Annotated in this window: 8 protein-coding genes; 7 read left to right on the top strand and 1 reads right to left on the bottom strand. The window is 53.2% G+C overall.

The features are described from left to right. The first annotated feature begins 579 nt into the window (after positions 1–579). The 4 genes from ACYVB1_RS22290 to ACYVB1_RS22275 all read left to right on the top strand — a co-directional run bounded on the left by ACYVB1_RS22290 (position 580) and on the right by ACYVB1_RS22275 (position 8470). The gene (locus tag ACYVB1_RS22290) at positions 580–2100 is read left to right on the top strand and encodes a type I restriction-modification system subunit M (RefSeq protein WP_460926026.1); all 1521 of its coding nucleotides are present in this window, start codon (positions 580–582) and stop codon (positions 2098–2100) included. After that, complete coding sequence (locus ACYVB1_RS22285) at positions 2097–3278, top strand: restriction endonuclease subunit S (protein WP_460926025.1); 1182 nt, start codon at positions 2097–2099, stop codon at positions 3276–3278. Before ACYVB1_RS22290 ends, ACYVB1_RS22285 begins: the two co-directional genes overlap by 4 nt. Next, positions 3278–6610 carry a DEAD/DEAH box helicase family protein gene (locus ACYVB1_RS22280; RefSeq protein ID WP_460926024.1) on the top strand — a complete coding sequence of 1111 codons (3333 nt, stop codon included), beginning with the start codon at positions 3278–3280 and terminating at the stop codon, positions 6608–6610. Before ACYVB1_RS22285 ends, ACYVB1_RS22280 begins: the two co-directional genes overlap by 1 nt. Positions 6611–6715: 105 nt before the next feature. Beyond that, positions 6716–8470, top strand: coding sequence for a hypothetical protein (locus ACYVB1_RS22275; RefSeq protein WP_460926023.1), 1755 nt, complete (start codon positions 6716–6718; stop codon positions 8468–8470). A 697-nt stretch (positions 8471–9167) separates the two neighbouring features. Here ACYVB1_RS22275 and ACYVB1_RS22270 read toward each other — a convergent pair. Then, positions 9168–9380, bottom strand: a complete 213-nt coding sequence (locus ACYVB1_RS22270; protein ID WP_460926081.1) for a type IX secretion system membrane protein PorP/SprF — start codon at positions 9378–9380, stop codon at positions 9168–9170. 400 nt (positions 9381–9780) lie between these two features. Here ACYVB1_RS22270 and ACYVB1_RS22265 point away from each other — a divergent pair, with 400 nt between their 5' ends. From ACYVB1_RS22265 to ACYVB1_RS22255, 3 genes are all read left to right on the top strand, one after another. After that, entirely contained in the window at positions 9781–14148 is a 4368-nt protein-coding gene (locus ACYVB1_RS22265; RefSeq protein WP_460926022.1) for an Ig-like domain-containing protein, read from the top strand. Positions 14149–14948: 800 nt separating this feature from the next. Beyond that, positions 14949–15119 (top strand): hypothetical protein, encoded by a 171-nt coding sequence (locus ACYVB1_RS22260; protein ID WP_460926021.1) that lies wholly within the window; start codon positions 14949–14951, stop codon positions 15117–15119. A gap of 758 nt (positions 15120–15877) precedes the next feature. Further along, the gene (locus ACYVB1_RS22255; RefSeq protein ID WP_460926020.1) at positions 15878–16753 is read left to right on the top strand and encodes a ParA family protein; all 876 of its coding nucleotides are present in this window, start codon (positions 15878–15880) and stop codon (positions 16751–16753) included. Positions 16754–17051: the final 298 nt, after the last annotated feature.

Genomic DNA, 17051 nt, shown 5'->3' with positions numbered 1-17051 from the left:
TCCCCACCTCTAAGGCAGGAATTATGGACGTGGTGACACTCACAAGCGTAGCCCCTCTTCAATCGTTTGACAGCACCACCGAGCCGCCTCGCCCGCATTATGTAGAGTTTGTTTCTATCGACGACAAAACGCCGTAGCGGGAATCCATATGCCCTCACTGGCTTCAAAGGACCAAAATATGGCGACTAACGACGACAGGGTATTTTGATGCCCTCCGGTGTTGTAGATTACCTCTATCGACGAAAGATTGCCAAAATTGTGGAAGCCCAACCGCCCATACACGCTACAAACGCAGATCGCCTCTCAAATTCATCCCAAATTCTGGCGTTTTGTCGTCAATAGATTTGGCGTCAAACCTCTGCATCACCTCTACAAGTGGACACATTTTCATTACCGACACTATATATATTATAAACCTCTACAGAACAGGGTCTACAACCATCGCCATAGCCCTACCTGCAAGCAACACTACTGGAAACGGTGCAGCATTACAGACACTGGGGTAGCACTTTGACCATTGGGTTTTGAACATTGGAAATATTTACGTAATTATATACTCGACAATGTGTAAACATTCAGTTGTCACTTGACTACCTTCGTGGAAACAATTTACCTAACATGATTACCGGAGAACTGAAGAGCAAGATTGACCGGGTCTGGGACGCCTTTGCAACAGGTGGCCTGTCCAACCCCATCACCGTAATAGAGCAAATGACCTACCTGCTGTTTATCCGCAGGCTGGACGAGATACATACTCAGCGCGAGCAGAAGGCCGCGTTCATGAAGCAGGAGATCGAGAACCCGATCTATCGCCCGGAGGAGCAGGAGCTGCGCTGGAGTTACTTTAAGAATGCTGACCCGGAGGTGATGTTCCGCCTCTTCACTAAGGAGCAGGGCGTGTTCGATTTCCTCAAGAACATGGGCGCACAGGACGGCACCTTCTCCAACTATATGAAGGGCGCCACCTTTATGATCCCAACCCCTCGCCTGCTAGCCCAGGTGGTGGACATGCTGAGCGAGATCGACATGGACGACCGCGACACTAAGGGCGATGTGTATGAGTATCTGCTGAGCAAGATCTCCAGCGCGGGCCGTAACGGGCAGTTCCGTACCCCGCGCCATATTATTAAGATGATGGTGCAGCTGGTGAAGCCCACCCCGGAGGACATTATCTGTGATCCGAGTGCCGGCACGTGCGGTTTCTTGGTGGCTGCCGGGGAGTACCTGCGCGAGGAGTACGCCACAGAGCTCCTGAAGCCGGAGGTGCAGCAGCATTTCCAGTCACAGGCGCTGATGGGCACCGAGTTTGATCCGACCATGCTCCGCATCGGGGCCATGAACCTGATGCTGCACGGTATGGAGAACCCAAACCTGGTGCAGGTGGATGCCCTAAGTGAAGCCAACACCGGATTTAAGGACCGCGCCTCGATGGTACTCGCCAACCCTCCCTTCAAGGGATCACTCGACCGGGAATCGGTGGACCCGCTGCTCCTCAACATCGTGGACAGCAAGAAGACGGAGCTTCTATTTTTGGGCCTCATCCTGAAGGGACTGCAACTGGGTGGCCGTGCTGCCGTGATCGTACCGGACGGCGTGGTGACAAACACTAATAATGCATTCCTAACTGTCCGCAAGGCATTAGTTGACCAGCACAAGCTCACAGGTGTGGTATCTATGCCTTCAGGGGTGTTCAGACCCTATGCCGGAGTAAGCACATCCATCCTTCTGTTTACCAAGACCGACAGTGGCGGCACTGACAAAGTGTGGTTCTACGACATGCAGGCTGACGGACTTAGCTTGGATGACAAACGAATCCCTGTGGCTGAGAACGACATCCCGGACATACTTACCCGCTGGAGCAACTCGGAGGCCGAGGCAGCACGTGCCCGTACCGACAAGAGCTTCTATGTACCGGTGGACGAGATCCGCGCGAACAAGTATGATCTGAGTATCAACCGCTACAAAGAGGTGGTACACGAACAGAAGGACTATGATACCCCGGAGATCATCATTGCACAAATCGAAGCGCTTGACGAAGAACGCCGTCAACTATTAGGGGAGCTTAAGGAAATGGTTTCACTTGACATATTTACAGCATGATGTGGGACAAATCACGACTTGGCACTCTAGTTGAACCACCTATTTCGGGTGAGTGGGGAAACGGGGAAGGTACCACGAAAGTCATTCGCACCACCAACTTCACAAATAGTGGCCGTCTTGATCTTTCAAATGTTGTGCAGCGCAACATCGACACCAAAAAGATCCAGCAGAAGCGGCTCCTATATGGGGACATGATAATCGAGAAATCTGGAGGAAGCCCTACGCAACCCGTAGGCCGAGTAGTATTTTTCGATGCGACAGATGACACCTACTTATGCAACAACTTTACAAGTGTGCTACGTGCTAAATCTGCTATGAACCCAAGATACTTGTTCTGGCACCTGTTCTATGCGCACCAATCTGGCCAGACTCTCCGGTTTCAGAATAAGACTACGGGTATCATTAACCTGCAATTGAAGAGATATCTTGAGGAAACCCAAATATCGACTCCCCCAATAGAGATCCAGAATCACATCGCCGACACTCTTGACAAGGCGGATGCTCTCCGTCGCAAGGACCAAGAGTTGCTGCTGAAGTATGACAATCTCACCCAGAGCATCTTCTACGACATGTTCGGTGACCCTGTGCGGAATGAGAAGGAGTGGGATGTACTAACTATAAGAGAATTGGTTCGAGAGGTTAAGTACGGCACCAGCTCTCCTGCTTCGACAGTTGGCGAGTATCCATACCTCCGGATGAACAACATTACTTATAGTGGTGAACTTGACTTGAATGACCTCAAACGTATTGATGCAAATCCTGCTGAATATGTCAAATATGGTGTTCAAAGGGACGACATACTTTTCAACCGAACCAACAGCAAGGAGCTTGTCGGAAAGACTACCGTTGTCGATACGGACCAAAACATGATTGCTGCTGGGTACCTGATTCGGGTACGTTGCAACAACCTTGCAAACCCACACTTTATATCCGCTTTCTTAAACTGCAAAGAGGGCAAGGGTATCCTGCGCAATATGTGCAAGAGCATCGTGGGCATGGCTAATATCAACGCCCAAGAACTTCAAAATATCCGGCTCATCACCCCTCCAAAAGAATTGCAGGATGAATTTGCGCAACGCATTCTCTCCTTGAAGGCGATAAAACAACTGGCGGTTACCAACGTCTCCTATTCGCACTCTTTATTCAACTCGCAATTGCAACGCTACTTCCATAACTGATGACCACAAACTTCTCGTATCTGACCGACTCCTGGGCGCACCTAGCCCCTACCCTCCAGCAGGCGGAACAACAAGTCTACACGGCGGCGCCCTATGCGGCAGTGCTGTGTCGCAAGTCCCTTGAGGAGTGGATGAGATGGCTGTACGAGAACGACCTGGACCTGGAGCTGCCCTACGAAACCACGCTCAACTCCATGCTGCACCAGCCAGCAATGCGGGAGCTGCTGGCTCCAGAATTGTTCCGCCAGGTAAACCTGGTGCGCAAGCTGGGCAATGACGCAGCGCACGGCGCCCTGACGGTAAAGCAAGAGGAAGCCCTGCATGTGCTCCAGATCATGCACGGGTTCACGGGCTGGGTGGTGCGGGGCTACAGTCCTGAGCGGGTGAGCATTCCCGCATTCGACATCAGCCTCGTGCCTACGGAGGCTCCAGCGGCACTCAAGTACAAAGAGCGCATCCAGCAGATAGAGGCCGCCCTGAAGGAGGCCCAGGACCTGACCCGCACCCAGCAGTCGGAGCTGGACCGCATCAAGGCGATCAAAGAGTCACACGTGAAACTCCCGCCACCGTATGACCCGAACGAGGCGGTGACACGGGAGCTATACATTAACCTGCTCCTGCACGAGGCCGGTTGGGACCCCCACGGCCCGAATGTGGCAGAGTACCCGGTAAAGGGAATGCCCACGGGGAACGGGCTCAACAACGGCTCCGGCAAGGTAGACTATGTACTGTGGGGCGACGACGGGAGGCCCCTCGCCGTGGTGGAGGCCAAACGTACCAGCAAGGATGCCAAGGTGGGGCAGAACCAGGCGAAACTATACGCCGACTGCTTGGAGCAAATGCATGGCCAGCGCCCCGTGCTGTTTTATACCAACGGCTTTGAGACCTGGCTATGGGACGACCAGGAGTACCCTCCTCGCAGGGTGCACGGGTTCTACAAGAAAGACGAGCTGGAGCGGCTTATCCAGCGCCGGAGCACACGCTCTCCCCTGCTGGAGGCCCCCGTAGACGCTGACATCGCTGGGAGGTATTACCAGATCGAGGCCATCCGCAGCGTGGGCAAGGTGCTCGAGAACCGAGGCCGTGAGGCCCTGCTGGTGATGGCTACCGGCACCGGCAAGACGCGCACCGCAGCGGCCTTGGTGGACCTGCTGAGCAAGTGCGGCTGGGCGAAGCGCGTGCTGTTCCTGGCAGACCGCAACTCGCTCATCTACCAGGCGCATGGCGCCTTCACCAAGCTCCTGCCCAACCAGCCAGCCGTGGACCTGACCAAGACCAAGGAGCACGCTCAGGCCAGGGTGGTGTTCTGCACCTACCAAACCATGATCAACCTCATCGACCAGAGCTATGAGCAGAAGCAGCGCACCTTCGGGGTGGGCCACTTCGACGTGATTATCTTTGACGAGATACACCGCTCAGTCTACAATAAGTATAAGGCCATCTTCGAGTACTTCGACGGCTACCGCATCGGCCTTACCGCCACCCCTAAGAGCGAAGGTGACCGTGACACCTACCACCTCTTCAAGCTGGAGCCCAACGTGCCCACCTTTGCCTATGAGTTGGAGCAGGCCGTAGAGGATGGGTTCCTGGTGCCGCCGCTGAGCGTGTCGGTGCCGCTGAAGTTCCACCGCGAGGGAATCAAATATGCCGACCTCTCCCCACAGGAGAAACTCCAGTACGAGGAGAAGTTCGCAGACCCGCTGACGGGGGAGTTCCCCGACGAGGTCGGCAGCGGCGCCCTAAACACCTGGCTCTTCAACGAGAACACCGTGGATCGGGTAATTGCCTATCTCATGGAGCACGGCGTGAAAGTGGCCGGAGGAGACCGCATTGGCAAGACCATCGTCTTCGCCCGCAGTCACCGTCATGCCAAGTTCATTGAGGAGCGCTTCAACAACCAATACCCGCAGTACAAGGGTGACTACTGCCAAGTGATCGACAACTACGAGACCTACGCCTATGACCGCCTCAAGAAGTTCAAGGAGAAGGAGGGCGCACCGCACATCGCCGTGTCGGTGGACATGCTCGACACCGGCATTGACGTGCCGGAGGTGGTGAACCTGATCTTCTACAAGCCCGTGCGCTCCAGCGCCAAGTTCTGGCAGATGATCGGCAGGGGCACGCGCCTATGTGAAAACTTGTTTGCACATGAGCAGCACAAGGAGCACTTCCTGATCTTCGACTTCTGCGAGAACTTCGAGTTCTTCGGGCAGAAGCCCGAGGGCCTCGACAGCCGCCAGGGCAAATCGCTGACCCAGCGCCTGTTCAACCAGCGCCTCAAGCTCATCTTCCACCTGCAGAAGTATCCCGAGCACGCGGCCTATGCCGACGAGCTGCGCCAGTACCTGCACAGGCAGGTAACGCAGCTCAACGACGAGAGTTTCCTGGTGCGGCAGCAGTGGCGAGAGGTGGAGAAATACCGCGACCTGCACCAGTTCAACGCCCTCAACGAACTGGAGGTGAAGGAGCTGGCGGACCACATTGGTCCTCTGGTGTTTGAAGTGGAGGAGGACGAGAAGGCCAAGCGCTTTGACCAGCTCTGCTACACCATGGAGCTGGAGCTTCTGCTGAACGGCTCCATCGCCACACACCTGGTGCAGGAGACGCAGGGCCAGGCCGACGCCCTCACCAAGCGAGGCAACGTGCCACAGGTGGCAGTTAAGCTGGAGTTTATCCGTCAGGTGCAGGGTCAGGCCTACTGGGCCGACGTGACACTCTACAAGCTGGAGAGCCTGCGCAAGGACCTCCGCAACCTGATGCGATACATTCAGGGGCAGGCCGCTCCTATTGTCTACACAGACCTGGATGATGAGGTGCTGGTTGTGACCGAACCCAAACCGGTGGTGGTGACCGGCCTTAACCTGGAGGCTTACCGCAAGCGCGTGGCCCAGTACCTGATAGAGCGCAAGCACCACCTGGTAATCCATAAGCTGCGCACGAACCAGCCGGTAACGCCTGAAGAGCTGCAGGAGCTGGAGAATATGCTTTTCGACCAAGGCGAGGTGGGCACCAGGGAACAATTCGAGAAGGCCTACGGCAAACAGCCACTAGGCCGGTTCATCCGCTCTATTGTAGGATTGGATATTACCTCCGCCCGCGAGGTATTCAGCAAGTTCATCAACAACCCCTCCATGAACCCGCAGCAGATCCGCTTCATGGACATGATCATCCAGTACCTGTGCACCAACGGATGCATCGAGATCGGCAAACTGTTTGAGGCCCCCTTCACAGAAGTATCCTCCAAGGGGCTGCTGGGTGTATTCTCGCCGGACGAGGCCAACGAGGTGGTCTCGCTGCTGGAGCAGGTGAACCAGTACGCGGAGGTGGGTTAGCCAGTGTCATCCCATCTATAAGGGAATTTTGCAGCCCCTCTTGCAGATGACACGAATACGTGGTAGCTTTTGCCCGTTTTGCCACAACCGAACATTTGCTAAACAATGGCCAACAAGCCCAGCAGCATTGCCTTGCGTTCTATAAGGGACCGACTCGATAAGTTTCTTGACTCTACGCTTAATAATAATGTGCAGGTCGTTCTACCGAAGAACCTCGCACGATCATTCCTCATCGAGCACACTCCTCCAGGAATCGATGAAGCCCGATGGTTGAGCATGGCGTACTATATTGTCCAAACGATTCTGCTGATGAGCCGCGATAAGCGTTTTAAGAGCCATAATCGTTCATTGCGAGGCTATGTCCCCTTATCTTCCACCATCCTTAAGGGGTTGGGCGGGGCAAAATACAAGGTGGCGGTGGACCATCTTATCGAAATTGGTGTTATCGAGCGGGATGGTGTATTCAGCAAGGTGAGGCACGAAAACATGGGGTACAGACTGTGCCGCCAGTATTGGTCGCAAAGGTTCAAATACAGAACCATTCCTGATGCAGAAGTCCGCAAGACCATTGTTCAGCACCGGAAGCAGCAACTGGAGATTATGAAACCGCGATTGCGCGAGTTGGCTCATGTGGTACGTTGGCTCACTGATGGTAAACTGCGCCTCGACAAGGAGAAGGCTCTGGAGTATATTGAGGATTATAAGGTATTCTGGGACTTCCGGATGAAGAAGCTCCATCTTCAAGGGGAGTCGCTCGAGAATGCTCGCATTGACGCTAAGCATCGGTTCAATTGGGCAGCCTGCTCGATTGAACAATGGGAGTCGGATACCCACTTGTCGGTAGACGATAAGGGAGGACGCTTGTATTCCCCGCTCACTTCTATATTGAGTCCGCTTCGGCACTTTCTTACCTACGACGGCAAATCGCTGGTGAGCTTCGACCTCAAGAACAGTCAACCGCTCCACCTGGTACTCCTGATGAGGCCAGAGTTCTGGTCATCAAACAGTAGAGACAAGTGGACCCTGAAGAAACTCAACGGAGAACTCTGGAAACACCTACAACAGCAGGGACACATGTCTCCGACGTCCTCCCTCTCCCCCATTATCTTGCAGAAGACAACACCACTCACTGATAATGAATCAGTTGTAGAATCCCACTTTGCACGCTTAGTTCTCACCGGTAAACTCTACGAGTTTATTTCCGAGCACTTCCGAGGGAAATACACAAGCGCTGAAGGAGTCGACCGCTTCGACACCCGTACGAAGGCCAAGAAACAGGTGCTTCGTCTCATGTATTTTAACCCACTGAAGTTTCATTCTCCGTCACACGACACCTTCAGGGAGTTCCGGCAGCGGTTCCCTCTGGAGGCGCAGGTCCTTCAGTTGTTAAAGAGCCGTGATTACCGTGATCTACCAGTGCTACTCCAGAAATTGGAGGCACAGATTCTCCTACACGAAGTGTGCAAAGAGATATATGAGCTGGATCGGAACATTCCACTATTCACGGTGCATGACTCCATCATTACTACAACAGATCATGCGGAAACGGTTAAGGGAATCCTGCTTGCCACGTACCAAAATCTGCTTGGTGCCGCTCCACAATTGGAACACAAGGAGCTACAACCTTCGATCGCCTACAATGAACTATGGGACTACTCGCTCGGAAAGCTCCGTGAGGAATTCAGCATGCCTGAGCCACAGGCCGAATTCATTCTCGCTGGCATGAAGTTTCGCATGCCCAATGGCAAACCCACCCAACCATCAGTCCCACAGGAGTTCCCTCTTCTCCAGGATGTATCGGTTGATGTTGGCAGCGTTGACAACCCTTTCGGTGAGCCAAAACGAAAATTACGCAAGTAATTGTTGTACTCAGCAGGAGTTCACAAGTCTGCACTTAAACCCTGTCGCTGTTTACACTTCGAGACTTCGTGGAGGAAACAGCGATGTGCGCGAGAGCGAGACGAGGCTCTCCTACAGCATATATTTTTAACACTTGTTTGGTTGCATGAATCTGCTCCGCCGTCAAATACATTAGATGGCTAACGTCAAAACTTACAAAGGAACGAACGATTTATACGGTGAGTAGTCCCACCCTTTAGAGAGAGCACGGCCGGATGCGACGCCCGTATTCGCACATGCAGAGGGTACCCTAAAACCCTCCCCCGGTTCGGTTGCTTTGCCCTCTACCCCGGGTCTCTACCACAGGAGCAGGGAACGCGCATGCAGGAATTAGGTGTTCTTCACCGTCAGTTACTGTCGCATAAGTTTAAACTTCGCAAGGTTAAACCTCGCAATGTTACACGACAGCAACATCGCATGCCGCTGCTTCACAATACCCTACGCAGCCACCTTGTCTCATCAGTGAGCTGCCACCTGCCACGCCTCGCTTTAGAAGTGTACCATTTACCGGTGCATGCCTCACTGGTGAACCACCTAGCCACAATATGTATGCGTGCAAAGATTGGACAACACGAGAAGGTACATATCAATCCCCTTTTTGCTAGTAGATCAGCCGGAACAGCATCTATCAGAAATCGGAAGGACTGATCACCTTACCTCAGTTGTTGAGCAGGATGCCTAGCACCACCTCATGGCTCCCCTGTGTCGCTCTCCCGAACTCGGACCCCGAGATATCATAGGCGTAGCCCAACTGCCATAGGTTGTTAATGTTCAACCCTCCGAGCAGTATTACGCAGTCGTGCTTCCTGTAGGAGGCGCCGGCCCACATCTTGTCCAAGCAGAGCACCTTGAGGTTAAGATCCGCCGCCAGAGGGGGCCGGCTTAACGCGTTTCACCATTACCATAGGCAGCAGGAGTAGTTTGGTTGAGAGCACGACCTTGTGTCCCCCTTTCAAGATGTGGTGCATCCGGGAGCGGTTCATGTCTTGTCGCGTGCCTTTGGCTCGTCTTAGAAGCCATATTCTATCAAGAATAGTACTGAACAAGAGGCCTGAATCCGGGTTGTGTAAATTGAATATCAGGCGTGTCATATATAATATTTACATTATATTTACCGTGCAAACACCGGACTTCCAAACCCGACATGTGCATAAGGATTTCTACTGGTTCGCAAGTACTTATGCACTAGTTAATCTGTCGGACCCGGAGTCGGCGCACAATTCAACCAAACAACTTACTTCGAGTGTATGATCAAACGCTCTACAAACACAATGAAAACAAACATACTAGGTCGAGGGCTTCTGCTGGTACTATTAGTCGGTCTACTTGTACACCCACTACTGGCGCAAGTGCCGGTTAGAAAGGTGTGGGACAAAACGTTCGGGGGGAGTCACTCTGATGCATTAAGCGCAATAGCTGTCCCATCAAGCGGAGGATATCTTCTTGGAGGTACCTCAAGCTCAGGAGTTAGCGGTGATAAAACAGACGCCACGAGGGGCAGCCATGCCTATTATGACTATTGGGTATTGAGGCTGAGTGCAAATGGCAGGACGGCTTGGGACAAGACCCTTGGCGGAGGAGAGATAGACCAGCTAACATGCATGTTGACTCTGGCAGACGGTGGCTTTCTTTTAGGCGGATGGTCGTGGTCCAACAACGATGGAGACAAGACAGAGGCTTCAGAAGGGCATACAGATTACTGGCTCATTAAGCTTAATCCTGACGGCAGCAAGGCTTGGGACAAGGCTCTCGGGGGAAACAACTATGATTACCTGCGTTCAATCATACAAACATCTGACGGCGGATATCTTCTTGGAGGTGGATCAACCTCAGATATAAGCGGTGATAAAACTGCGGGTAATACTGGGTTCGACAACTATTGGATCGTAAAACTCAACGCTGATGGCAGTAAGGCTTGGGACAAGACCTTTGGAAGAGCAGAATACAACTATTTTGCATCCATGGTAGCAACGCAGGATGGGGGCTATCTGGTAGGTGGATGGACGACATCAGTGCTTGGTAACGAACCTGCTGAAGGGGCTAAGGGAGGAATAGATTACTGGGTGGTGAAGCTGAACCATGATGGTAGCAAAGCGTGGGATAAGGTGATTGGCGGAAACGGAGACGACTACTTGTCTTCCCTGGCCATAACGGCAGACGGAGGATTTCTACTAGCCGGAAGTTCCACCTCTGGCGCTAGCGGAGATAAGACAGAAGATCCTGTAGGTGGTTTTGACTATTGGGTGGTAAAACTCAACGCCAACGGACAGAAGGTATGGGAGAAAACTGTCGGAGGAAGCAGTAACGACTACTTAACTTCTCTTGCCGTAGCTCCTAGCGGTGGAATCATCCTTTCGGGAGGATCTCAATCCGGTATTGGAGGCGATAAAACAGAGGCCTCCAGAGGAGAAAGTGACTACTGGATTGTCATGCTTGATGCTAACGGTAACATAAATTGGGATAAAGCACTTGGCGGAAGTGGTTATGACCAACCGCACGCCTTGGCTGTAATTAGAGATGGCGAGTACATAGTAGGGGGTTCATCCAGTTCTGGCGCTGGGGGTGACAAAACAGAGGCTTCTAGAGGGGAATCTGATTATTGGGTGGTGCGATTAAGTACGAACGCGACGCCACCTCTCATCATGAGACAGCCAGTAGCGCAAACGATTATCGGTGGGCAAAGCACGAACTTCACTGTGGCAGCTGACGGCACAGGCTTAACCTACCAATGGCAGGTAAGTAGGGACGGCGGTATCACCTTCAACAATATTACGAACGGCCTAAGCTACGGTGGAGCTACAACGGCAACCTTAGCCATCACTAAGGCTCCTGTCTCTATGAACGGCTTGCGGTATCGGGTACAAATAAGCAATGGAGGCGTTTCCACCTCCCAAACCGCTATGCTATCCGTTGAAGCGCCCGCTTTCGATAACACACGCGTATGGCAGTCAATTGGCCTTGTGGGCAGAACTGACAGTACTTCTCTGGCTTTGGATGCGGCAGGCACTCCTTACCTTGCCTACGGAAACCCGGACAGAGAGTCTAGAGCCACCCTTATGAAGTACAACGGGCGCAACTGGGTATCTGTTGGAGAGGCCGGCAAAACAGGGTATGTATCGTTGGCCATTGGAGCCAATGGCACGCCTCATGTAGCTTACGAGCATCGTGAGCGGAACTACAGGGCGACAGTGATGAAGTCAAACGGTGCTGATTGGGAAGCAGTTGGCACGGAAGGTTTCTCTGGCCCATCAGGTCAAGTTTCTGTAGCACTTGATGCGAACAACCTGCCTTATGTTGCACATACCGGAGACAAGGTCACGGTAATGCGGTACAGCGGCACCCTTTGGGAATTAGTAGGTACAGCAGGCTTGTCCTCTGAAGGGGCGGATTATACGCGCATAGCGCTGGATGCCGAGGGTACCCCCTACGTGGCCTTCAGGGACTTTGCGAATAGCTTCAAGGCGACCGTGATGCGATTCACCGGAGAAAGATGGGTGCCTGTAGGTCCGCCCGGCTTCTCAGCCGGTGAGGCCACTGACCTTTCCCTAGCCGTTGATGCGAACGGCACGCCTTATTTAGCTTATTCCGACCGAGGCAATGGTGCCAAAGCCACGGTTATGCGCTTCAATGGTGACCGTTGGGAGCCAGTGGGCACAGAGGCTTTCACAGCAGAGCAGGTCAGATCCATGTCCTTGGCGCTGGATGCAAGTGGAACCCCGTATCTGTCCTTCATGGACTGGACTCACGGCACCAGAATCACAGTGGTCCGGTTTAACGGTATAGCCTGGACGCCCGTTGGAGTCGAAGGCTTTTCAACATGGCCGGCAAACTCCACTTCAGTGGCCTTGGATCCCACTGGTGTTCCTTATGTAGCTTACCGCGAGGGCGGCCAAGCCGTGGTAATGAAATTTGCGTCCAATGCGGTTCCAAGCTCCATCAGTTTGTCCAGTTCTGTTTTGAATGAGAACGTCCCGGCAAATACTGTGGTGGGCATTTTGACCACTGCAGACTCTGATGCAACAGATACGCACACCTACACGCTGGTCGACGGGGAAGGAGCTGCTGATAACGCCACTTTCACCATTGACGGCGACCAGCTAAGGATAAAAGTTTCGCCAAACTACGAGGACAAGAGTTCCTACAGCGTTCGCGTCAGAACGAGCGACGGAAAGGCCAATGGACACCTAGAGAAAGCCTTTGTCATTCATGTCGTCGACCTAGATGAGGTGAAACCTGCTATCACCCTGTCCACTCCGGCTTCCCCTCACGTGAACGCACCCTTTATAGTGACCTTCGCATTTAGTGAGGCAGTGACAGACTTTATCATGGGCGATATTACGGTGGTGAACGGCGCGGCCTCCGAATTCACGGCCGTGAGCGCCACCTCCTACAGGGCCAAGATCACGCCAGCCGCCCAGGGGCAGGTGCGCGTGAGCGTATCGACGAACGTGGCGCAGGACGCAGCCGGCAACGGCAACACCGCCTCCTCCGAGCTCATTAGAACCTACGACAGCGCTGCTCCTGTGGGCTACGGGGTGGCCTTCGTTCAGACGGTGGTCAACTACGGCAACGAACGTGATGTGTCTGCAAGGGTGACAGGCGCCGAGGTGGGCGCCTCCTACAGCTACACCGTCACTAGCTCAGGGGGCGGCACGGCGGTGACGGGAAGCGGAACCGTAGCTGCCTCTTCCTTTGACATCACCGGCCTCAATCTCTCCGGCCTGGGCAACGGGCAGCTGACCCTGACACTGAGGCTGACGGATCCTGCGGCCAACGCAGGCGCCGCAGCCACGGCCCAGGTGATGAAGCACAGCCGTAACATCAACTCCTATACCAGACCGGTAAGCGTGAGGGTGCCCTTCCGCACGGCCTTCAGCCAGCTGGTGCTCCCCTCCACCGTGGAGGTAGCCTACTCGGACGACACCAGGGGCACAGTGCAGGTAACCTGGCAGCAAGGAGCCTACAACAGCGCGGTGGCCGGAAGCTACGAGCTCAGCGGAACCCTAACCCCTGCCGAGGGCACCACCAACCTCCAGAACATCACGGCCACTGCCACGGTGGTAGTGGAGGCCAGCAGGGCGGCCACGGCCATCTCCCTGAGCCGAAGTGAGGTGGACGAGAACAATGCGGTGGGCGCCGTAATCGGCACGCTCTCCAGCACAGATCCGGACCAGGGCGACACCCACACCTACACGTTGGTTCCCGGTGAGGGCGCTACTGACAACGCCTCCTTCTCGATCGAGGGAGACCAGCTAAAGGCGGCAAGGGCGTTTGACTTTGAGGCGCAGCAGAGCCTGAGCGTCCGCATCCGCACCACCGACAGCGGCGGGGCTTCCTTTGAGGCGACCAAGGTCATCACGGTAAACGACCTGCAGGACTCTGTGACCGGCATCGCAGAGGAGGAGAACCAGATGCTCCAGATCTTCCCGAACCCGACCAGCCGCTACCTGATGGTCAGCTTTAACAAGGTGATAGATGCCGTAAGGCTGGTGGATAGCCGCGGAGCCACCGTACTGATGAAGGAGGGGCGCTTGATACAGGTGCAGCTAGACATTGCTCCGCTTGCGCCGGGCGTGTACGTGGCCGTGATCTACTCACAAGGCAAGGTATATACTAAACGTATCGTGGTGATAAGGTAACAAACCGGCCACGGCTCTTGCCTAAGCGCTTGTATTAAATATTCCAAGAGGTGAGATCATATGGTCTCACCTCTTTTGTTTCTACCGTATTGCCTGCACAGCTATTCCATGTAGAAGTAGCTCTTAGGACTTGCCACTCAATTTAAGGGTTGGCATCATCTCAGCCTCCACCTGCACCGATGTTACGTAGATATAGCATACTTGTATTCACGCTTGAGTGCCCTAGCAACTGGATTTCACTCCAAAGAGCCCATCTTCTGAGCCGTAGGAAGACCGCAGAGAGAATCCGGCGCTTGTTCATGTACAGAGGTGCACATCATCTATGGGAGGAACTCTAGAAACACAGGTACCAATCAATCAACCTAACTTCTATGTTATGTCTTACAACAACGGCGATCGCGGTGTTCAATAATTTGCACCTTGTAAAATGCATACGTTCGCGCACGCGGAGGATACCCTACAAACCCTCCCCCGGTTCAGTTTGCTTTACCCTCCCCCCGGGCCCCTACCATAGGAGCAGAGAACGCGCCTGCAGGAATCGAATGATCTTCACCGGCAGTTACCGTCGTACAAGTTTAAACTTCGCAAGGTTAAATCTCACAGTGTTACACGACAGCAACATCGCATACCGCTGTTTCACAATGCCCTACGCAGTCATCTTATCACATCAGTGAGACGCCACCTGCCACGCCTGTGCCTTAGCAATGTACCACTTACCGGTGCATGTCTCACTGGTGAGACACTCCATCCATCAGCACATACGTTGAAATCATATATTCGTAGCTCACAGAAAAGATATCATGTGCGGACGCTATACGATCATTACTAAGCAGAAGGAGTGTAAGGGCTCCGTACGGGCTGCCAGGATGCTAGAGCAGGCGCAGGCCGACAATCACTTCAACGCGGCTCCCATCCAACTACTGCAGGTGATCACGAATGAAGATCCGGAGCATCAGCAATTCTTCTCCTAGAGCTGACACAGCACTGTGCAAAAGAGAGAAGAGCATGTTCACGAGAGACGAGTGTTTCTACCAAGGCTAATTCTAAGCAATCCCCGCCCAGAGCCAATTGAACCAGCTGTTTAATATAGATGGCTATCACCAACCGGAATCAAGATTCTGGCCCAGCAGCTCATGTCTATTCACCCTTATGGGTGTGCTCCTCTGACACGCCCCCTAACCAATCGACCTAGCAAACACCCGCCTGAACAGCTCGTCAGCAGCAACTCGAACATCCAACATGCTATCAAATGTACCCGTTACGCATTGCTCATGCCAGCGATGGCCCCACCCTCCTACAGGAAAGTATCCTGCCCGGTGTACATACCGAACTTACTCCTCACTCGCCGACTCAGGATCCAGTGTATGCATTCCTCTGCAGGGGACCTTAAGTACCTTCCCCGGGCTAGCCGGTTTTCCCCTCTCTTCTCCAGATTAACCTGGACAGTTACCACAATCTCCCTTGATAAAATCGCTCCAACACCCGTCCAACGACGAATCAGGGGCGCCTTCGGCATACGCTGCGTGCTTCGATGGTGGTCCATAATCTGAGCCTAGAACGTTCAATCCTTGCATTAAAAACGATTACATATTATATTCAAACGATTGATTACCAACATTTTGTAGAGCAAAAAAACACGTGTAGAACTCTGAGCCAGCCATACCGGCCAGCATCGAATTGTTGTAGAAATCACTTGATCATTTTGTAGAACATTAACCAATCCACATATATGAGTATTATCATTAGCAGCACAAGCGGCAAAGGGGGCGTGGGGAGAACCACCACTACCGTCAACCTTGGGGCCGCATTAGTTGAGCTAGACTACAAAGTCCTGCTCATCGATTCAGACCACCTTGCAAACATGTCATGGCACTTCGGCATCGGGCCTAATTCGCACCTCAGCGATCTGCTCACGGGTAAGATCAGGGTCCGTGATGCCGTTATTCCCCTGGTGGAGGGGCTGGACTTGATTCCTTCAGGGGGCAAGGATCTTCTCTCACTCAGAGAGACTCTGGCCTCTAGCCGGGATCCAAAACGAGCGCTCGGTGATGCCCTCTGCGTAGAGCCGCTAGCGTATGATTACATCCTCATTAATACCTGCTCGTCATATGATATCCTGATAGAGAACGCCTTGTTCGCATCAGCCTATTATATCATAAGTATGCAACCGGATGTCTACACATTGTACTCTACAAGCACCTTATTCTGTATTGCTGATAACATTGGTAAGGAAACAGGGCTGAGATGCCTTGGCACGCTATTCACCCAGTACAACGTGAATCAGATTGGCAACATTTATAAAGAAGTTTACAACCACTGCCAAAATCTTGATGCCTTCAATACCTTCGATGTTGATATCCGCTCGTGTGTCGCCATTGCCGAAGCTGTGCAGTACAGAAAAACCGTGTTAGACCATGCCCCCAACTCCTACGGGGCCAAGGATTATAGGAAATTGGCCAAAGAGATCATGGCGCGTCTCGCAGAACGTGACACAACTGACATGACCATTAGCCTCCCTACGGTTCTTGCAGACAAGATCAGACAACGTGGTGAGGAACACATGCTGGGGGATATTCTTTCAGCCTACTACAGAAAAATCGGCTGACTGCCTTAGACGCGCTCCCCATGGCACATCACGAGAATTGTATCTCTCTAACAAGCGGTGTGTCATAGGCTTCCTTGTTTGTTGGCAACAGTAACAGAGTGTCTCTCATTGGTGATATACTCTGTTACTAGCCATGCACCCGCAGCCATAAGTCTTAGATCAACCTACAACCACATTTATGTGCGGGCGCCAGGCACCACTCTCCATCAGTTACTCCTCGCCAAATACATGTGCTGTATAATACAGGCGTACATTCTCGCGTAGGGGGTACCCTGCAAGACCTCCCCCCTGGTCAGCT

The organism is Pontibacter brevis, assembly GCF_054779655.1.
This window is presented reverse-complemented; position numbering and strand designations above follow the sequence as displayed.

What these genes read in the sequence shown, in the direction of transcription:
- ACYVB1_RS22285 (WP_460926025.1), top strand. Translation starts at nt 2,097, where the DNA reads ATGATGTGGGACAAATCACGACTTGGCACTCTAGTTGAACCACCTATT.
- ACYVB1_RS22280 (WP_460926024.1), top strand. Translation starts at nt 3,278, where the DNA reads ATGACCACAAACTTCTCGTATCTGACCGACTCCTGGGCGCACCTAGCC.
- ACYVB1_RS22275 (WP_460926023.1), top strand. Translation starts at nt 6,716, where the DNA reads ATGGCCAACAAGCCCAGCAGCATTGCCTTGCGTTCTATAAGGGACCGA.
- ACYVB1_RS22265 (WP_460926022.1), top strand. Translation starts at nt 9,781, where the DNA reads ATGAAAACAAACATACTAGGTCGAGGGCTTCTGCTGGTACTATTAGTC.
- ACYVB1_RS22260 (WP_460926021.1), top strand. Translation starts at nt 14,949, where the DNA reads ATGTGCGGACGCTATACGATCATTACTAAGCAGAAGGAGTGTAAGGGC.
- ACYVB1_RS22255 (WP_460926020.1), top strand. Translation starts at nt 15,878, where the DNA reads ATGAGTATTATCATTAGCAGCACAAGCGGCAAAGGGGGCGTGGGGAGA.